This is a genomic window from Caldimonas brevitalea, assembly GCF_001017435.1.
GTDB classification, from domain to species: domain Bacteria; phylum Pseudomonadota; class Gammaproteobacteria; order Burkholderiales; family Burkholderiaceae_C; genus Caldimonas; species Caldimonas brevitalea.
Genome location: NZ_CP011371.1, coordinates 1,296,826 through 1,313,176, shown reverse-complemented (window position 1 = coordinate 1,313,176; position 16,351 = coordinate 1,296,826). Strand labels below are relative to the sequence as shown.

Below are 16,351 nucleotides of genomic sequence, written 5' to 3'. Positions count from 1 at the left end.
GCCTCACAGGGCCATCGCACCCGCCCCCTGGCCACGCGGCACCGCGGGCGGCAGCAGCGCGGCCGGCTCGCTAAAAACGGTGGGGGGCAGCTCTTCGACCTGGCTGCCGGCCGCGGCCGCATACAGGTCGTCGAGTTCGACGGCACAGCCGTAGACCAGCACGTCCCCCGGCCGGCAGCGCTGCAACGCACGCGCCAGCGCCTCTCGCACCGGCAGCACCGCCTCGCGCGGCTGGTGGTCCGCACCCGCACCCTCGGCGCCGCGCAGGATCACCTCGGCCGTCTCGCCGCGGCGCCGCCCGCGGTCCTCGTCGAGCTCGAACACCACCATCTCGTCGAGGTGGCGCGCGCAGATGCCGCCCACCTCCTCGAGCTCGGCATCGCGCCGGTCGCCCGGCGCCGACACCACACCGACCACCCGGGGTGCACGCCACAGCCGCACCGTCTCGAGCAAGGCCTCGAAGGCGGCCGGGTTGTGCGCATAGTCGACCACCACCCGCACCCCCCGCACCTCGAACACGTTCATGCGCAGCGGGTTGCTCTCAGCTGAGCACGAGAAGCGCGCGAGGGCCCGGGCGATGTCGTCGGGATGCAGCCGCAGCGCGACCAGCGCCGCCACGGCCGCGAGCGCGTTGGCGACGTTGTGCGGCGCCTTGCCGCCGAACGTGAACGGCAGGCCCGCGGTCTCGATGACCGGGTGCCCCCAGCCGCGGCCCTGCAGCCAGATCACACCCTGGCGCAGCACCACGGCGCGGCCGTCGCCGCGCAGGTGACGGGCCAGCACGAGGTTGTGCGGGTCCATCGAGAAATAGAGGATTTCGGCGCCGGGCCGCACCGTCTCGGTCATCGCGACGCAATGCGGATCGTCGGCGTTCAACACCACCGCGCCGGTCGCCGCATCGGCCACCACACTCTTGACACGCGCCAGGTCCTCGAGCGTGTCGATGCCGTCCTGGCCGAGGTGGTCGGCCGCGATGTTCAGCACCACCGCGACGTCGCAGCGGTCGAACCCCAGGCCGCGCTTGAGGATGCCGCCGCGCGCGGTCTCCAGCACGGCCGCCTCGACGTCGGGGTCGGTCAGCACGGCCTGGGCCGACCAGTAGCCCGAGCAGTCGCCGGCCATGATGGGCTGGCCATCGATGAACACGCCTTCGGTGGTGGCGCAGCCGGTGCGGCGGCCAGTGGCGCGCAACACATGGTCGATGGCCAGCACCGTCGTGGTCTTGCCGTTGGTGCCAGTCACGGCGACCAGCGGGATGCGGCCGTCTTCGTGCGGGGCGAACAGCGAGTCGACGATGGCACGCCCGGCCGCCCGCGGCTCGCCCCGGTAGGGCCACTCGTGCATGCGGATGCCGGGCGCCGCGTTGACCTCGATCAGCGCGCCGCCCTGCTCGTCCAGCGGCCGGGTGATGTCCTCGCACACCACGTCGATGCCGGCCACGTCGAGCCCGATGCGGCGTGCGGCACGCACGCACAAGGCCGCGGTGGACGGATGCACGATGTCGGTCACGTCCTCTGCGACGCCGCCGGTGGACAGGTTGGCGTTGCCGCGCAGCCGCACCTCGGTGCCGGCCGGCGGCACGCTGTCCAGGGTCAGGCCTTGCGTGGCCAGCGTGTCGCGTGCGCTGTCGTCGAGCGGCACCAGGGTCAAGGCGCTGTCGTGACCTTCTCCGCGACGCGGATCGGCGTTGAGGCGGTCGACCAGCTCGCGGATATTCGCGCGTCCATCCCCCACGACCGTCGGCGGGCGCCGACGTGCCACCGCCACCACCCGGCGCCCGACCACCAGCACCCGGTGGTCGTAGCCGCTGACGGTCTGCTCGACGATGACGTCGCCGTCATAGTGCTGCGCGCGCTCGAAGGCCACCGCGACCTGCTCCGGCGTGCTCACCTGCGTCGACACGCCCTTGCCCTGGTTGCCGCCCAGCGGCTTGAGCGTGACCGTGCCGCCGATCTCGCGCGCCGCCTCGAGCGCGGCCTCCAGCGTGTCGACGGTGCGCCCGCGCGGCACCGGGATGCCGGCGATCGCGAGCAGCTGTTTGGTCTGCTCCTTGTCGCAGGCGATGTCGACCGACACCTGGCGCGTCTCGCTGGTCAGCGTGGCGTCGATGCGGCGCTGCAAGGCGCCCCACCCCAGCTGATAGAGCGCGCCGTCGTCCGACAGCGGCAGCACCGGGATGCCGCGCCCTGCGGCGGCCTCGATGACGGCACTGGTGCTCGGCCCAGGTCCGTGCCGCGACGCCAGGCGCCGCAGTTCGCTTTGCGCCGCCTCGAGGTCGAACGCCCGCCCGTCGACGGCCGCCTGCACCAGCGCCACCGCATGGTGCAGCGCCCGCACCGCGACCGCTTCGATCTTGTAGGCGCAGACGACGCGGTAGCAGCGCGGCCGCCCCGGGATCATGCGGGTGCGGCCGAAGCGCACCTCGGGGCCCACCATCGACTGCAGCTCGAGCTGCACATGCTCGGTGACGTGACCCAGCCAGGTGCCCTCGTGCAGCCGCTCGATGAAGCCGCCGGCGTGGCCGGGCGAGCAATGGTGCTGGTGCAGGCCGGGCAGCCAGTCGACCAGCCGCTCGACGAAGCCGGGCAGCGTGTTGGAATCGACCTCGTCGAGCTCTTCGAGATCGAGCACGGCTTCCAGGCAGGGCTTGCGTGCGTGCAGGTTGGGGCCGCGAAGGACACGGCATTCGATGATCTTCATGAGACGGTCTCGTTGCTGGAGAGGATGTCCACGATCTCGTGCAGCGTGGGGTTGATCTCGCGGCCGCCCTGCGCGTCGCTGCAGGTGCCGGCGCGGTGGACGTAACTCGCGCCCGCCGGCAGCAGATGCAGCCGGACGTTGATCAGCTCGATCAGCTCGCGCTCGCCGATGTCGAGGAAGTTCGACGACATCTGGCGGCCATCGACCAGCGTCACCGCGCCGTCGCCGATCACCTCGAAGCCGGAGCCGCGCTCGACCACCAGCGCGGTGTCCTCGTCGATGCCGATGCCCAGCAGGCTGGGGTTTTGCGCGACCACCGCCATCAGCCGGCCGAGCCGGCGGCGCTCCGAGAAATGCTGGTCGACCACCGCGCGCTGCAGGAAACCGAGCCCGACCGCAAAGCTCACCACACCCTTCTCCGGGTGGATGTCGCCCTGGCCCTCGGCAATCATGTGGGCCGACATGGCGGACGCGCCGGCACTGGTGCCGGCCACGCAGCTGCCCCGCTCGATGAAGGCGCGGTGCATCGCGGTGTAGGCGGCGGTGCCGCCGATCAGCGCCAGCAGGCGCCGCTGGTCGCCGCCGGTCATGAAGATGCCGTCGGCGCTGAGGATGTCTTCGACCACGGCGGGGTGGTTGGCGTCCTCGCGCGAATGGATGGCGAGCGCCTTACGCTGGGTCACCCCGAGGTCGCCGAAGGCGCGGTCGTAGACCGCCGAGATCTCCTCGTGGTAGTTGCTCGCCGCGGTCAACACGACGATCTTCGGCTCGCGGCGGGCGGTCAGCTCGACGAAGCGGCGCAGCACCAGCTTGTCGTGCACCTTGTCTTCGTTGCCGCCGATGATGACCAGGTGGCCGGCGGCGCTGCGCGGCAGATCCGCATCGCTCAGCCGAAGGGCCTGGGAACTTGCTTGGAGCATGACGGATGGGTGTGGAGTCGGTACTGCTGCGGCAACCCGGTGACGCCTCTGGGACGAACCGGCCGGAGCCCTCAACTGAGCACGTGGGCCGCCATGTTGCGGTTGCTGCTCGCGGCCGCTTCGGTACGGGTCACGCCAATCAGGCCCACGCTGACGTCGCGGCTGAACAGGCCGATGCCCCGCTCGAGCGCCTGCTGCAGCGGCGTGCCCTGCGCGACCCATTCGTAGACGGTGCGCGCCAGCATCTGCCGCACGATGTATTCGCCGACGCCGGTGGCCGCGATGGCGCCGTGTTCACCCGCATAGAAACCGCAGCCGATCACCGGCGTGTCGCCCACCCGCCCGAGCAGCGAAGGAGCCGAGCCGCCCGTCGACGTGGCGACGGCGAAGTGGTCGTCGGGCCCGCGCACCACGGCGCCCACGGTGCCGGTGCCATGCGCCTTCATCGCTTGATCCCAGGGCATCGCATAGTTCCAGAAGCGCTTGAAGGTGTCGGCCTTCTCGGCGCCTTCGCGGTCGTCGGGGTCGGCGCTGGCCGGGTCGGCAAAGGCCTTGACGAGCTGGGCGTGGTAGTCGCGCGAACGTTGGCTGACACCGTGGTAGGTCTCGAAACCGCAGGTGCGGGCGAACCGCTCGGCGCCTTCTCCCGCCAGCAGCCAGTGCGGCGTGTCGGCGACGGCCTGCGCGACTCGTACCGGGTTCTTGTAGCCCTTCAGACAAGCCACCGCACCCAGTGCGCCACGGTTGTCCATCAGCCCCGCGTCCATCTCCACGGTCTGGCCGTCCAGACACAGGATGGAGCCGCTGCCGGCGTTGTAGCGGCCGTCGTCTTCAAGTGCGACGACCGCTTCGACCGCGGCCTCCAATGCTGATCCCCCGCCCGTCACACGCGCTTGTGCTCGCTGCGCCGCTGCGCGGCAGCCGTCGCTCCAGTCTTTCGGGCTGCCTGAGCCGCCATGCGTGACCACGGCCACCCCGTTCTTCTCTTGCATCGCAAGGTCTCCACTGTTCTCGGTATCAGCGAAACCTGTGCTGCAATCGACGTGCCCAGCGCCGCGTTCAGCGAGACCCGCCGCCGCGCCAGCGCTCGGCCAGGGCCGTGGCGGCCGAGTCGGCCGCGCGGCGCGCCAGGTCGGGCAGCGCAGGCCGCAAATTGGCGCGGGTGTAATAGCTTGTTTGCATCTCGCGCCGGCCGTGGTCGCCCCTTACCTCTCCTGCCGAGCCCGGGCGGTAGAGATTGCTGTCCTCGACCGAGGCAGGGCCGCTGCCCATCTGGGCCGAGAACAGCGCCGCCTCGCTGATCCAGTCCGTCAGGCGCGGTGCATGGTGGCCGACGCTGCTGGCGATGCGGCCGGCGCCGCCGACGTAGATGTCGCGCACGCGGTGTTGGGCGGCATGCAGGATCGCATGGGCCACCTCTTCCGGGGCATAGATCGGCGGCGGCAGTTGCGGCGGCCGTCCGGTGTAGTTGTGGGCGTGGCGCAGCAGCGGGGTGCCGACGGCGGCAGGCTTGATCAGCGTGACCGAGACCGGCGCGCGCGCTTCTTCCAGCTCCATCCGCAGGCAGTCGGTGAAGCCCTGGATCGCGTGTTTGCTTGCGCAGTACATGCCCTGCAGCGGCCAGGCGCGGTCGCCGGTGATGCTGCCGACGTTGATCAACGCGCCGCCATGGCGTGCGAGATGCTGCGCCGCGATGAGGCTGCCGTGCACCGTGCCCCAGAAATTGGTGTCGAACAAGCGTCGGTAGTCGGCCTCGCTGCCGGCCGTGAGGCGGCCCCAGATCGCGACGCCGGCGTTGTTGACCCAGGTGTCGTAAGACCCGAAACGCGCGATCGCCGCCTGCGCCACCCGTTCAACGTCTTCCCGGATGCCGACATCGGCGGCGACCGGCAGCACACGTTGCCCGCTCGGATCGAGTTCGAGGGCGATATCTTCCAGTGCCGGCAGGTTGCGCGAGACGATCACCACCCGGGCGCCCAGGAAGGCGGCGCGGCGCGCGGTGGCCAGGCCGATGCCGCTGGAGGCGCCGGTGATCACGAGGGTCTGCTGTGGCAGGGGCTTGAGGTACGGGGCCATCGTGGCACTCCTGTTCGGATGGAAAGGGCTGCGGCGGCAACACGGGCGGCTCAACCGAGCGCGTTCTGGTCCTTCTCGTTCGACTCGAGGCCGACCTTCGCTCGCGCATCGTCGGTGGGGACCACCGAGATGCGGCCGTCGCATTCGAGGATGGCCCAGCGCACCTGTTCCAGCCGCTCCAGCCCCGATTTGTGCATCTCGCTGTAGACCTCGTCCGGCGAGACCCGGTTCAGGTTGAGGGCGCGCTCGCGCAAGCGGCCTTGCGCGACCAGGACGGCAGGCTCGCCTTCGATGGCCACTTCCAGGCGCTGGAAGCGGTGCTTCAGCAGCGAGGTCACGAGCACCAGCGCCAGCAGGCTGGAAGCCCCCACCAGGGCATTGGTGAGCGAATGGTCGTCGCCGGTGAGTGCCTGCGAGACGATTTCGGGAATCATCAGCAAGGTCACCAACTCGAGCGGCGACAGCTGGCCGAACTCGCGCTTGCCGAGCAGCCGCAGCCCGACCAGCACGAACAGATAGATGACGGCAACGCGAAAAATCGTGTCCATGCGAGCTCCTGTGGCGTCACGGCAAGACCAGTGTCGACACGCCGACCTCGGCGGCCTCGCCAGCGGGCCCGGCGGCACTGACATGGCCGCTGTAGCGTCCCCAGTCGTCGCCTTCGAACTCGACCACCCAATGGCGGGTTTCGCCGGGGCGCAGCGCCTGCAGTTCCAGCTCGTAGCGGTCGTCGGCGATGCGTTGCGCTTGAGGTTCGAAGCGGGCCGCCGAAAACTCGCGCAGATAGCTTTGGTCGACACGCAGCGTGACACGCGCCAGCTCGGCGCTGCCGGTGTTCTTCACGGTGATGCGCATCGCCAGCGCGGTCTTGTGGCGCAGGCGGTGCGGGTATTCCACCTGCAGCGCCAGCGGGCCGGCCGTGCTGTCAGCCGACCGGGTGGCCGGGCTCAGCACGCCGGTGAGGCCGGCGATCGGCAGCAGCCACAGCACGAGCAAGGCGATCCATTGCAGACGGTCGAGTTCCAGACGCCGGTCGAACGGCGGTGGCGCGGGCGGTTCGGCCTGTGTGGCCGTGGAGGGTGGGGTCATGGCGTCCCTTTCGCTGTTCGGTGCCCCCTGCCAGCCGCCACGAGGATGCACAGCGCTGTGGGGCAACCTGCCCGAGCGCCAGCAAATAGCGTGCGACCTCGCCTCGCCCGGCGCTACAACTCGGCCTGAGAGCGGGCCAAGCGAGGTGCCGATTGACGCGCCGCCTCCAGCACCGGCACCACCTGCGCGAGTTCGATCGGTTTCACGAGGTGGTGGTCGAAACCCGCCCGGCGTGCCTGTTCACGGTCGCTCTCCTGGCCCCAGCCGGTCACGGCCACCAGCACCAGCGTCCGGGTCGCCTCGTGGGCGCGCAGCCGGGCCGCCAGGTCATAGCCGTTGAGGCCCGGCATGCCGATGTCGAAGAAGCAGACATCGGGCGGGTCCGACAGCGCCGCATGCAAGGCGGCCCGGCCGTCGTGCACGACGCTGACACGATGGCCGAGCGACTGCAGCATGCTGCCCAGGCTGCTGGCGAAGTCGGCGTTGTCGTCGGCGACCAGCACCCGCAGCGGCACCGAGACGGGCGGGACTACGGTGCTCTCCACCGGGCCGGGTGGCCGCACCGGAAGGGCCGGTGCCTCACACAACGGCAAGGTGACGATGAATTCGGAGCCATGACCGACACCGGCGCTGTGGACCGAGATCGAGCCGCCGTGCAACTCGACCAGTTGCTGCGCGAGCGTCAGGCCGACGCCCAACCCGGCCCGTCCACGCTCGAGCGACTTGTCCACCTGCATGAACATCTCGAAGATGGCGGCCTGCATCTCGGGCTCGATGCCGATGCCGTTGTCGCTGACGCGCAAGGTGGCCCGGCCGGCGTCCAACCCCAGGCTCACCTCGATGTGCCCGCCGGGGTCTGTGTACTTGACAGCGTTGTTGAGCAGATTGGCGAACACCTGCGACAAACGCGTCGCATCGCCGTCGACCCAGGCCGGCGTGTCGGGCAAGGCGGTGCTCAGCTCGTGGCCCCGCTCCCGCATCGCGGGCTCGACGATCTCGATGGCGCTGCGCAGCACCGCGACCAGATCGAGGCGCTCACGGCGCAGCGCCAGCTTGCCGGTGGTGATGCGCGACACCTCCAGCAAGTCGTCGATCAGCCGCACCATCTGCTTGAGCTGTCGTTCCATGATGGCGCGCACCCGCGCCCGCGAGGCCGGGTCGGCGTCGGCCAGCTTGAGGATCTCGAGGCCGTTGCTGAGCGGCGCCAGCGGATTGCGCAGCTCGTGCGCGAGCGTGGCGAGGAACTCGTCCTTGCGACGGTCAGCCGACAGCAGTGCCGCTTCCGCCTTCTGGCGCTCCTCCATCTCGATCGACAGCTCGCGGTTGCTGCGCTCGAGTGCCTGGGTGCGACGGCCCACCTCGGTCAGCATGTCGTTGAAGGCGTCGACCAGCACGCCCACCTCATCCTGACTTTGCTTGGGCACCCGCAGCGAGTAGTCGCGCGTTTCCATCACGCGGCGTGCCGCGGCCGCGACCGCCAGGATCGGCATCGTCACGGCATGCTGGAGGCGGCTGAAGATCAGCGCCGCCACCAGCAGGCTGGCCCCGGTGACCGCCGCCAGGATGGCCATGTAGTCCCACAGCCGGGTGGTCACGTCGTAATGCGCGCGCAGGTACACGGTGCCCAGCAGCTCGCCGTTTTGCTCGATGCGCTGGAAGATTTCGATCTGGTCGCCGACGAAGCGCGGCCCTTCCGGGCCCGGCGCGGCCGGGAAGCTCGGCGGCACGTCGGCGACCGAAGCATAGGTGGCGAACAGGTCGCCGTCCGGGGCATAGACGGCCGCGGCGCGGATCTGCGGCCGGTGCTTGAGCATCGCGACGTTCTCGCTGGCGGCCTTGATGTCGTCGAAGGCCAGTGCGGGGGCGCTGGAGCGTGAGATCAGGTCGGCCTGCGTGGTGAGGTCGTCGATCCAGGCGGTGCGGAAGCTGCGCAGCTCGTAGATCAACAGCGCCGTGGCGCTCAGCAGCAAGGCGGCGCAGGTGGTGGTCAGCACCACCAGCAGCATCTTGCGTCGCAGCGAAGTGCTGGCGGGCATCAGCGGACTCCCACCACACGCTCGGCCACCTGCAGCATGCGCGAACTCAGCTTCAGGCCTGACCGCTCGGCGGCCGGCAACGACACCTCGAAACGCAAGCGCCCGCCGACCAGGACGAAATTGATCATGCTGCCCTGGCCCAGACCGCGGCCGCTGTCCGTGACGAGCAAGATGGGCCGCTCACGCCACGGTGCCAGCCAGCTCTCGACATCGGCCGGGTTGGCCTGCCCGAGGAACAGCACGTGCACGCCGGCCAGCGTGTCGCCTTGCGCGACGCGGCGGCTGACCAGCGGTCGCCCCTGCGCGGTGCGGCCGGCGAGCACCTGGCGCAGTTCGGCCAGCACGTCGTCGGCCCCGTGCACGCCGATCACGATCGGGCTGTCGGCGCCCTCGAAGGCCGCCGGCGGCCATTCGACATAGCTGAGGAACTTGTAGAGATAGGCGGCCTTCACGCTGACCGGCAGCGCCGCCTCTTGCGCCCGCGCCCGCCCGGCCGCGGCGCCGGCGATCAAAGTCAGTGCCGCGAGATGCAAGACCCGGCGGCGGCGCGGGCACGCCCGGGCCCCCCGGGCGCTGCCGTGCGGCGCGAGGTCGATGCGGGGGCGGTTCACAACTGCCATCGGACCATCAGCGTCGCGGCGCGGTCCCACTCGTTGGCCGCGCCGCTCGAGGACCGCCACTCGACGTGTTCGGCTCCCAACAGGTTGAGCACCGACAGGCCCACTTCGACACCCGCCGCTGGCCGCCAGGCCAGCCTCGTGTCCAGCGCGGTATAGGCCGACACAGCCGGTTGGGGGCGTGCGCCGGTGCGCCGCAACGCCACCTCCCAATACAGGTCGCGCCGCAGGTCGTACGAGGAGCGCAGCGACCACCAGTGCCGCGGATCATTGCCGAGTGCCGCCAGGCCGCCCTGGTCGGTGGCGCCTTCGCTGACCCGCAGCCGCTGGCGTAGCACGACACCGCCGCCGCTCACCTTCCAGCCGCGCGCGGCCTGCCAATGAGCCCAAGCTTCGGCCCCCCGCGTGTAGCCTTCGAGGTGGTTCTCGAGTAGCGCGCCGACCGGGGTCGGGGTGATGCTGCGCAGCCGTTGGTGCCGATGGACGAAGCCCGTCACCGAATAGCCGATATCGCGGCCGACCTGCGCGCGCCGGCCCAGTTCCAGGCTGTCGGAGAGCTCGGAGCGGAACTCGGGCCCGCCCAGAAAGCGGTAAGGCGGCTGCGCCGGCTGGCGGTAGTCGCGGTCGATGCGCGAGGGCGCGCGCGCCGCGCGCGACAAGGCAGCCCACCACAGCGTGCGGTCGCTGGTGCGCCAGGCCAGCCGGGCGCTCGGCAACAGGTCGGTGCCGTCATAGGGGTTGCGCTCGACACTGGCCGCCAGCGTCAGCGTGAGCGCCGGTGCCAGCGTGATCTGGTCTTGTGCGAAGAAGCGGCTCCACGTCATGTTGCGGGCGGTAGGCACGAACGCGAAGGTGGTGGGGTTGTCGACCTGGTCGCGTACATGCCGCAGGCCGCCGCCGAACAGCAGCTCGTGCGCACCGGCCGGCCGCAACGCGTACTGCACCACCGCATCGACGGTGTCGAGCGTTTCTTCGAAGGCATCGTCGGGCAGCGGGGACAGCACCGGCTGGTCACGCTGTGTGCGCTCGAGATAAAGGCGCGCCAGCAAGTGCGAGCCGTCCCCCAGCCCGAGCCGCCACCGGCCCAGCAGGTGGGCGCCAGAAATCTCGCGCGAGCCGGGCTGCTGGTCGAGTGACGCGCGGTACGCATCACCCTGGAGCGTCATGGTGCGCGCACCGTCCTCCCAGGTGGCACGAAAGCCGGCCTGCACACCTTGTGCGGCATCGTGCGCGCGGGCGCCGCCGTCGACCTCACTGTCGGCCCGCTCGTAGGCCTTGGCATAGACGCGGTACCAGCCGTTCTCGTGCCACTGGCCGCCGTGGCGTGCCGCGACGCCGCTACCCTGGTGCCCCGCATAGGCGGTGGCGAGCTGGCCCTGGGTCTCGCGTGCATTGCGCGTGAGGATGTGGATCACGCCGTTGACCGCGTTGGTCCCCCACTGCGCCGCGCTGGGTCCGCTCATGACCTCGATGCGCTCGATGTCTTCGATCATCAGGTCCTGGGCCTCCCACAACACCCCCGAGAACAAGGGCGTGTACAGCGTGCGCCCGTCGATCATCACCAGCATGCGGTTGGCCAGCAGGTTGTTGAAGCCGCGTGCGCTGATGGCGTACTGGCTGCTGTCGTGGCGCGCGACGTCGAGATTGGGCGCCAGCCGCAACACTTCCGGCAGACTGGTGGCGCCCGAGCGGCGGATGTCGTCGGCCGTGATGACGAACATCGATGCACTGACGCCGGCGAGCGGCTCCTGGCGCCGTGACGCGGAGGTCACGACCACCTGGGCCAGCTGTTCGAGCGACAGGTCGGCCAGGTCGCTGGCGCGCGCCAGCACGGGATTGCAGAGGACCGTGCAGGCCAGTGACACCGCCGCGCTGCGCAGTCGGCTCGACATCTTCATCAGACGGGGGTGACGGTGAGCGAGCATGGGAAGGTACAACAGATCTTGCGATGGTATCGAGCCTTTGCGTCAGCGGCGTGGCCGACCCTGCAAGACGGCTTGCCCCGGCCACGGCACGCTTCAGCGAGGACGCGGGCCCATCAGCTTCGCCGCCAGCAGCAGGCCGGCGGCGAAGCTGCCATACACCAGCCACAGGCTGGGGGCAGACAACCGGCGTTCGAACCCGGGCGTGAAGCGTCGTGGTGCCACGCGCAGATCGACCCAGGCCGCCAAGGCCGCCACAGCGGCGGCGTCCCGCAGCGCGACGGCGCTCGATGCCGTCGGGCTGCGCCGGCTGGGCGCCCACCGTTCGTAGGCAGCCGCCCACCACACCGACGACAAGTGGTGGATGAGGTAGCCGGTGGCGGTGTAGCGAGCGCTCGCTCCATCGTGCCTGAGCGCTTCGTCGCCCCAGACCCAGTGGCTTGGGGCGTTGACGGGGGCGAGCGGTGCCTCCCCTTCGGCGCGGCCGCACAGCGCCAGCGCCACCCCGGACACCACGCTGGCCACACTTCCTGTCAGGGCGGCACGCACCAGCGGGCCAGGCGAACGGTTCATATCTGCTCCAGTAGGATTGCCGTCCGCGAGGAACGGCGTTTGCTGATCCCCGGCAAACAACATTCCCTCTTGCTCGCCCGACGCTCGGGCCCACACCCCTTGCTTGCCCAGGAACCCGCGTGATCATCCTGCTGACCGGCGCCAGCGGCTTCATCGGAAGCCGCATCTGCAAAGCCTTGCTCGAGGCGGGACACCATGTCGTCTGCGCGATGCGCCACCCGCCCGAAAGTCCCGCCCCGGGCCAGCCGGTGCGCTATTTCACCGCGGATTTCGAGCGTGACGTCGAAGTGGCCGACTGGCTGCCACGGCTGGCCGGCGTCGACGCGGTGGTCAACGCGGCGGGCATCCTGCGGGAGACGCCGGGCCAGCGTTTCGAGACCCTGCACGTGCGCGGCCCGTGCGCCCTGTTTGCCGCTTGTGCCGCCGCCGGCGTCAGCCGCGTGGTGCAAATCTCGGCGCTCGGGGCCGACGAGGCCGCCACCACCGGCTACCACCTGAGCAAAAAGGCGGCCGACGACTACCTGCTGGGCTTGCCGCTGCACTCGGTCGCGGTGGTGCAGCCCTCGCTCGTCTATGGGCCCGGCGGCACCAGCGCGCGGCTGTTCACGACGCTGGCCAGCCTGCCGCTGATCCCGCTGCCGGCCGGCGGACGCCAACAGGTGCAACCCATCCACGTCGACGATGCAGTGCGCGCCATCGTGGCGCTGGTCGAAAACCCGGAATTGCGGGGCAAGATCCCGCTGGTGGGGCCCAAGCCGCTGGCGCTGCGCGACTTTTTGGCCGCCGTGCGGCAAGGCCTGGGGCTGGGGCGGGCCCGCTTCGTCTCCATCCCGGCCAGCTGGGTCGGCCTGGCGGCGCGCGTCGGCGGTCGTCTCCCCGGGGCCCTGCTGGACCGCGACACCTGGAGCATGCTGCAGCGCGGCAACACGGCCGATGCCCATCTCACCCAGGCCCTGCTCGGGCGCGAGGCACGCGGCGCGGAGAAATTCGTCGACCCCGCCGAGGTGCCCACGACACGCACGGCCGCCAAGCTCGCCTGGCTGCTGCCGATGCTGCGGGTCAGCGTGGCGCTGGTGTGGATCGTCACCGGCATCGTCTCGCTCGGCCTCTACCCGGTGCAGGACAGTTATGCGCTGCTGGCGGGGGCCGGCGTGCCGCCCTCGTTGCAGCCGCTGATGTTGTACGGCGCTGCGGCTTTCGACCTCGTGCTCGGCGTCGCAACGCTGGCCCTGCCGCGGCGCCGCTGGTTATGGCGGGCGCAGATCGGCCTGATCCTGTTCTATACGGTCGTGATCACCTTCAAGCTGCCCGAGTTCTGGCTGCACCCCTACGGGCCTATCCTGAAGAACCTGCCGATGCTGGCGGTCATCTGGCTGCTGCTCGAGATGGAGGACCGCTGATGGACTACCTGCTGGTGAAGTGGCTGCATGTGCTGTCATCGACCTTCTTGTTCGGCACCGGCATCGGCTCTGCCTGGTATCTGCTGTTTGCCACCTTGAGCCGGGACGTGCGCGCGGTCGCGGTCGTCTCCCGCTGGGTGGTGCGGGCCGACTGGCTGTTCACGGCCACCACCATCGTGTTCCAACCGCTCAGCGGCTACTACATGATGAAGCTGGCCGGCATGCCGGCCAGCAGCCCGTGGCTGCGCGATTCCATCGTGCTGTATGCCCTGGCCACGGCCTGCTGGCTGCCGGTGGTGTGGCTGCAGATGCGGCTGCGCGACCTGGCGCAACAGGCGGCGGACGGCGGCCAGGCGCTGCCGCCGCTGTATTTCCGCTATTTCAAGATCTGGGTGCTGCTGGGCATCCCGGCCTTTTTCGCCTTCGTCGCGGTGTTCTATTTGATGGTGGTCAAGCCGATGTGAGCGGCCGGGCGATTGAACAACCTCCGTGCTGCGCACGGCGGTGCCAGCCCGCTTCGGCTCACCCGGCTGCGTCAGGCGACGCAGGCGCCGCCTTGAGCACCGCGGTGAAGGTGCTGCCCTGCTCGGGCGTGCTGCGGACTTCGATGCGCCCGCCCATCATCTCGATCAGGCGCTTGGACAGCGACAGGCCGATGCCGGTGCCTTCGATGTCGCTGTGCTCGCGGCCGAGCCGGCTGAACGGCGTGAACAGGTTGTCGAGCTGCTCCGGGCTCATGCCAAAACCGGTGTCGCGCACTTCGACGGCCAGGTCGTCCTCGTCGTAGCGGCTGACGTCGACTTCGACATGGCCGTGCGGACGGTTGTACTTGATCGCGTTGCTCAACAGGTTGACCAGCACCTGGCGCAGCCTCGCCTCGTCGGCCAGCACCAGCGGCGTGCCCGCGTCGTCGCGGCTGGACACCTGCACCGTGACACCGGCGGACTGGGCCTGCGGTGCCACCAGCTGCAGGCTGTGCTGCACCGAGGCGCCGAGGTCGACCGCGCGCATCTGCAATTGCGTCTGCCCGGCCTCGATGCGGCTCAAATCGAGCAGGTCGTTGATCATCGCCAGCAGGTGCTGCCCGGCCTGCAGGATGTAGCCGGCGTACTGGTGCTGGTTCGACTTCGGATTGTTCTGAGGTGCAGTAGCGAGCAGCAATTGCGAAAAACCGATCACCGCGTTCAGCGGCGTGCGCAGCTCGTGACTCAGGTGAGACAGGAACAAGGACTTGGCCCGGCTCGCCTCTTCGGCCGCCGCACGTGCGCGCCGCTCGGCCTCCAGTGCGTACACCTCGCTCATGTCGCGCAACACGACGGTGACCAACCGCACCCCGTCGGAGTCGACGCGCGAGATCGACACCTCGAGCGGGAACTCCTCGCCGTTGGCCCGCAGCCCCCACAACTGCGGTGCGCCTTCTTTCTGCCCGGCATTGGCGGCGCTGCGCTCGAACGCCTGCAGCACGGCCTCGTCGCCGGTGCGGAAACGCTCCGGCAGCAGCACGTCCAGGGTGCGGCTCAGCATACGGGCGGCACTGACCTGGAAGATTTTCTCGGCCGCAGCATTGAACAGCACGATGCGGTGGCTGGCGTCGAGCGAGATGATCGCGATGGTGGCCGAATCGACGATGGACGCGAGCTGTTCGCGGCTGGCCTGCAAAGCCAGCGCCGTCGATTTGGCGTCGTGGATGTCGGCGCACGTGCCCACATAGCCGGCGAAACGACCCGCACCCTCGATTCGCGGCGTGCCGTGGGACACGATCCAGCGATATTGCCCGTCGTGTCGGCGCAAGCGGTATTCGAGCCGGAAGGTGCGGCGCGCCTCGGTCGATTGCAACCACGTCCGCAGCACCCGCTCGCGGTCGGCCGGGTGCACGTTGTTGTCCATCCAGCCTTGCCCCAGTTCCTCGGCCAAGGCATGCCCGGTGTACTGCAGCCAGGTGCTGTTGACGTAGCTGCAATCACCGTCGGCATCGGTCATCCAGATCAACGCGGGCGCCGCTTCGGCCATGAAGCGGAAGCGCTCTTCGCTCTCGCGCACCCGCTCCATCGCCTCGGCCAGTTGCGCCGTCCGCTCCTCGACCCGTTGTTCGAGCGTGGCATGGCTGGCCTTGAGCGCCGATTCGAAGCGCGAGATCCAGCGTGTGCTGACGAAGGCCACGCCGACGAACAGCAGCGTCGACATCAGCACCATCCACGCGGCACCGAGTTCGTCGCCATACCAGCCGGCGCGCTGTCCGGCGAGCCGGAGCCAGCCGGTCAGCACCGGAAACAGCAAGGCCAGGGGCAGCACGGCACGGAAAAACCGGCTCGCCGCACTGGACGGCGCGAACGCCGCCAGCAGCGGCGTACGCTCGGCGCGCAACGCAATCGACGCAATGCCCAGCAGCACGATCAGCGTCGCCGCGGGCAGCGAGAGGCTGGCGAAGTCCGACAGCGGCGAGCCTTCCCAGCGGGTGTCGAGCAGCATGCCGACCGAGGTGATGTAGGCCATCGCCACGGCCGCCACCGCCAGCGCTGCAGCCAAGCGACTCCACCAGGGATGGGACCCGTCGCTGCGAGCGGCGCCAGCCACGAGGCTGAGCCCCAGCAAGGCGACCCCCACGGCACTGTGTATGGGCATGCGCAAGTTCAGCCCATGCCCGTCATAGCGGTCCTGCACGAGCAGGCGGTGCAAACCCGTCTCCGCACCGATGAGGTGCTCGACGATGGTGACGCCCGCGAGCAGCACGGCCGAAAGTGGCAACCACAGCCCCGCCGGGCCCTGGCAGCGAAAGGCGCGCCACACCACCCCGAGCGACACCAATCCGAAACACAGCGCGGCGGTCGGCCGCAGCGACTGCAGGCCTTTCCCGGTGTACACCTGCCACGGCCAGCCGGCCAGCCAGCCGAACAACGCGCCTGCGCAGATCAGCACGCCGACGACACCCGCCACACGGGCGTAAGCCAGCCACCGTCCGGACAATGGGGGTTGAGCAAGCAGGCTGTCGTTGTAAGTGGAGAGGCTCATGGAGGTACG

13 protein-coding genes are annotated in these 16,351 nt (G+C 69.8%); 2 read left to right on the top strand and 11 right to left on the bottom strand.

Annotated features, from left to right (window positions below; translation table 11 throughout):
* Positions 1-3 precede the first annotated feature (3 nt).
* The 10 genes from cphA to AAW51_RS05765 form a co-directional block, all read right to left on the bottom strand.
* A complete protein-coding gene (gene cphA / locus AAW51_RS05810; protein WP_047193851.1) occupies positions 4-2,700 on the bottom strand; it encodes a cyanophycin synthetase in 2,697 nt (898 codons plus the stop codon).
* The gene (locus AAW51_RS05805; RefSeq protein ID WP_083438105.1) at positions 2,697-3,620 is read right to left on the bottom strand and encodes a cyanophycinase; all 924 of its coding nucleotides are present in this window, start codon (positions 3,618-3,620) and stop codon (positions 2,697-2,699) included. Before AAW51_RS05805 ends, cphA begins: the two co-directional genes overlap by 4 nt.
* Before the next feature lie 71 nt (positions 3,621-3,691).
* The gene (locus tag AAW51_RS05800; protein WP_047193850.1) at positions 3,692-4,612 is read right to left on the bottom strand and encodes an isoaspartyl peptidase/L-asparaginase; all 921 of its coding nucleotides are present in this window, start codon (positions 4,610-4,612) and stop codon (positions 3,692-3,694) included.
* A 67-nt stretch (positions 4,613-4,679) separates the two neighbouring features.
* Positions 4,680-5,696: an SDR family oxidoreductase gene (locus AAW51_RS05795; RefSeq protein ID WP_047193849.1), complete on the bottom strand. Its 1,017-nt coding sequence runs from the start codon at positions 5,694-5,696 to the stop codon at positions 4,680-4,682.
* A 50-nt stretch (positions 5,697-5,746) separates the two neighbouring features.
* Positions 5,747-6,244: a DUF421 domain-containing protein gene (locus AAW51_RS05790; RefSeq protein ID WP_047193848.1), complete on the bottom strand. Its 498-nt coding sequence runs from the start codon at positions 6,242-6,244 to the stop codon at positions 5,747-5,749.
* A gap of 16 nt (positions 6,245-6,260) precedes the next feature.
* Positions 6,261-6,785, bottom strand: a complete 525-nt coding sequence (locus AAW51_RS05785) for a hypothetical protein (RefSeq protein WP_047193847.1) — start codon at positions 6,783-6,785, stop codon at positions 6,261-6,263.
* Positions 6,786-6,898: 113 nt separating this feature from the next.
* Entirely contained in the window at positions 6,899-8,821 is a 1,923-nt protein-coding gene (locus AAW51_RS27880; protein WP_053013366.1) for a sensor histidine kinase, YfiR-like protein-associated, read from the bottom strand.
* Positions 8,821-9,441: a TOL_0243 family YfiR-like periplasmic protein gene (locus AAW51_RS05775; protein ID WP_047193846.1), complete on the bottom strand. Its 621-nt coding sequence runs from the start codon at positions 9,439-9,441 to the stop codon at positions 8,821-8,823. Before AAW51_RS05775 ends, AAW51_RS27880 begins: the two co-directional genes overlap by 1 nt.
* Positions 9,429-11,363, bottom strand: a complete 1,935-nt coding sequence (locus tag AAW51_RS05770) for a TOL_0244 family TonB-dependent receptor (protein WP_083438103.1) — start codon at positions 11,361-11,363, stop codon at positions 9,429-9,431. Before AAW51_RS05770 ends, AAW51_RS05775 begins: the two co-directional genes overlap by 13 nt.
* A gap of 93 nt (positions 11,364-11,456) precedes the next feature.
* Positions 11,457-11,933 (bottom strand): hypothetical protein, encoded by a 477-nt coding sequence (locus AAW51_RS05765; RefSeq protein WP_047193845.1) that lies wholly within the window; start codon positions 11,931-11,933, stop codon positions 11,457-11,459.
* A 119-nt stretch (positions 11,934-12,052) separates the two neighbouring features.
* Between AAW51_RS05765 and AAW51_RS05760 the strand changes: the two genes are divergently transcribed.
* Together AAW51_RS05760 and AAW51_RS05755 are read left to right on the top strand one after the other, a co-directional pair.
* Positions 12,053-13,333, top strand: coding sequence for an SDR family oxidoreductase (locus AAW51_RS05760; protein WP_047193844.1), 1,281 nt, complete (start codon positions 12,053-12,055; stop codon positions 13,331-13,333).
* On the top strand, positions 13,333-13,797 hold the full coding sequence (locus tag AAW51_RS05755; RefSeq protein WP_047193843.1) for a DUF2269 family protein: 465 nt from the start codon (positions 13,333-13,335) through the stop codon (positions 13,795-13,797). The genes AAW51_RS05760 and AAW51_RS05755 overlap by 1 nt, the downstream gene beginning before the upstream one ends.
* Before the next feature lie 58 nt (positions 13,798-13,855).
* On the opposite strand, the gene AAW51_RS05750 is transcribed toward AAW51_RS05755, so the two are convergent.
* Positions 13,856-16,342: a PAS domain S-box protein gene (locus AAW51_RS05750; RefSeq protein WP_169787986.1), complete on the bottom strand. Its 2,487-nt coding sequence runs from the start codon at positions 16,340-16,342 to the stop codon at positions 13,856-13,858.
* Between the last annotated feature and the right edge of the window lie 9 nt (positions 16,343-16,351).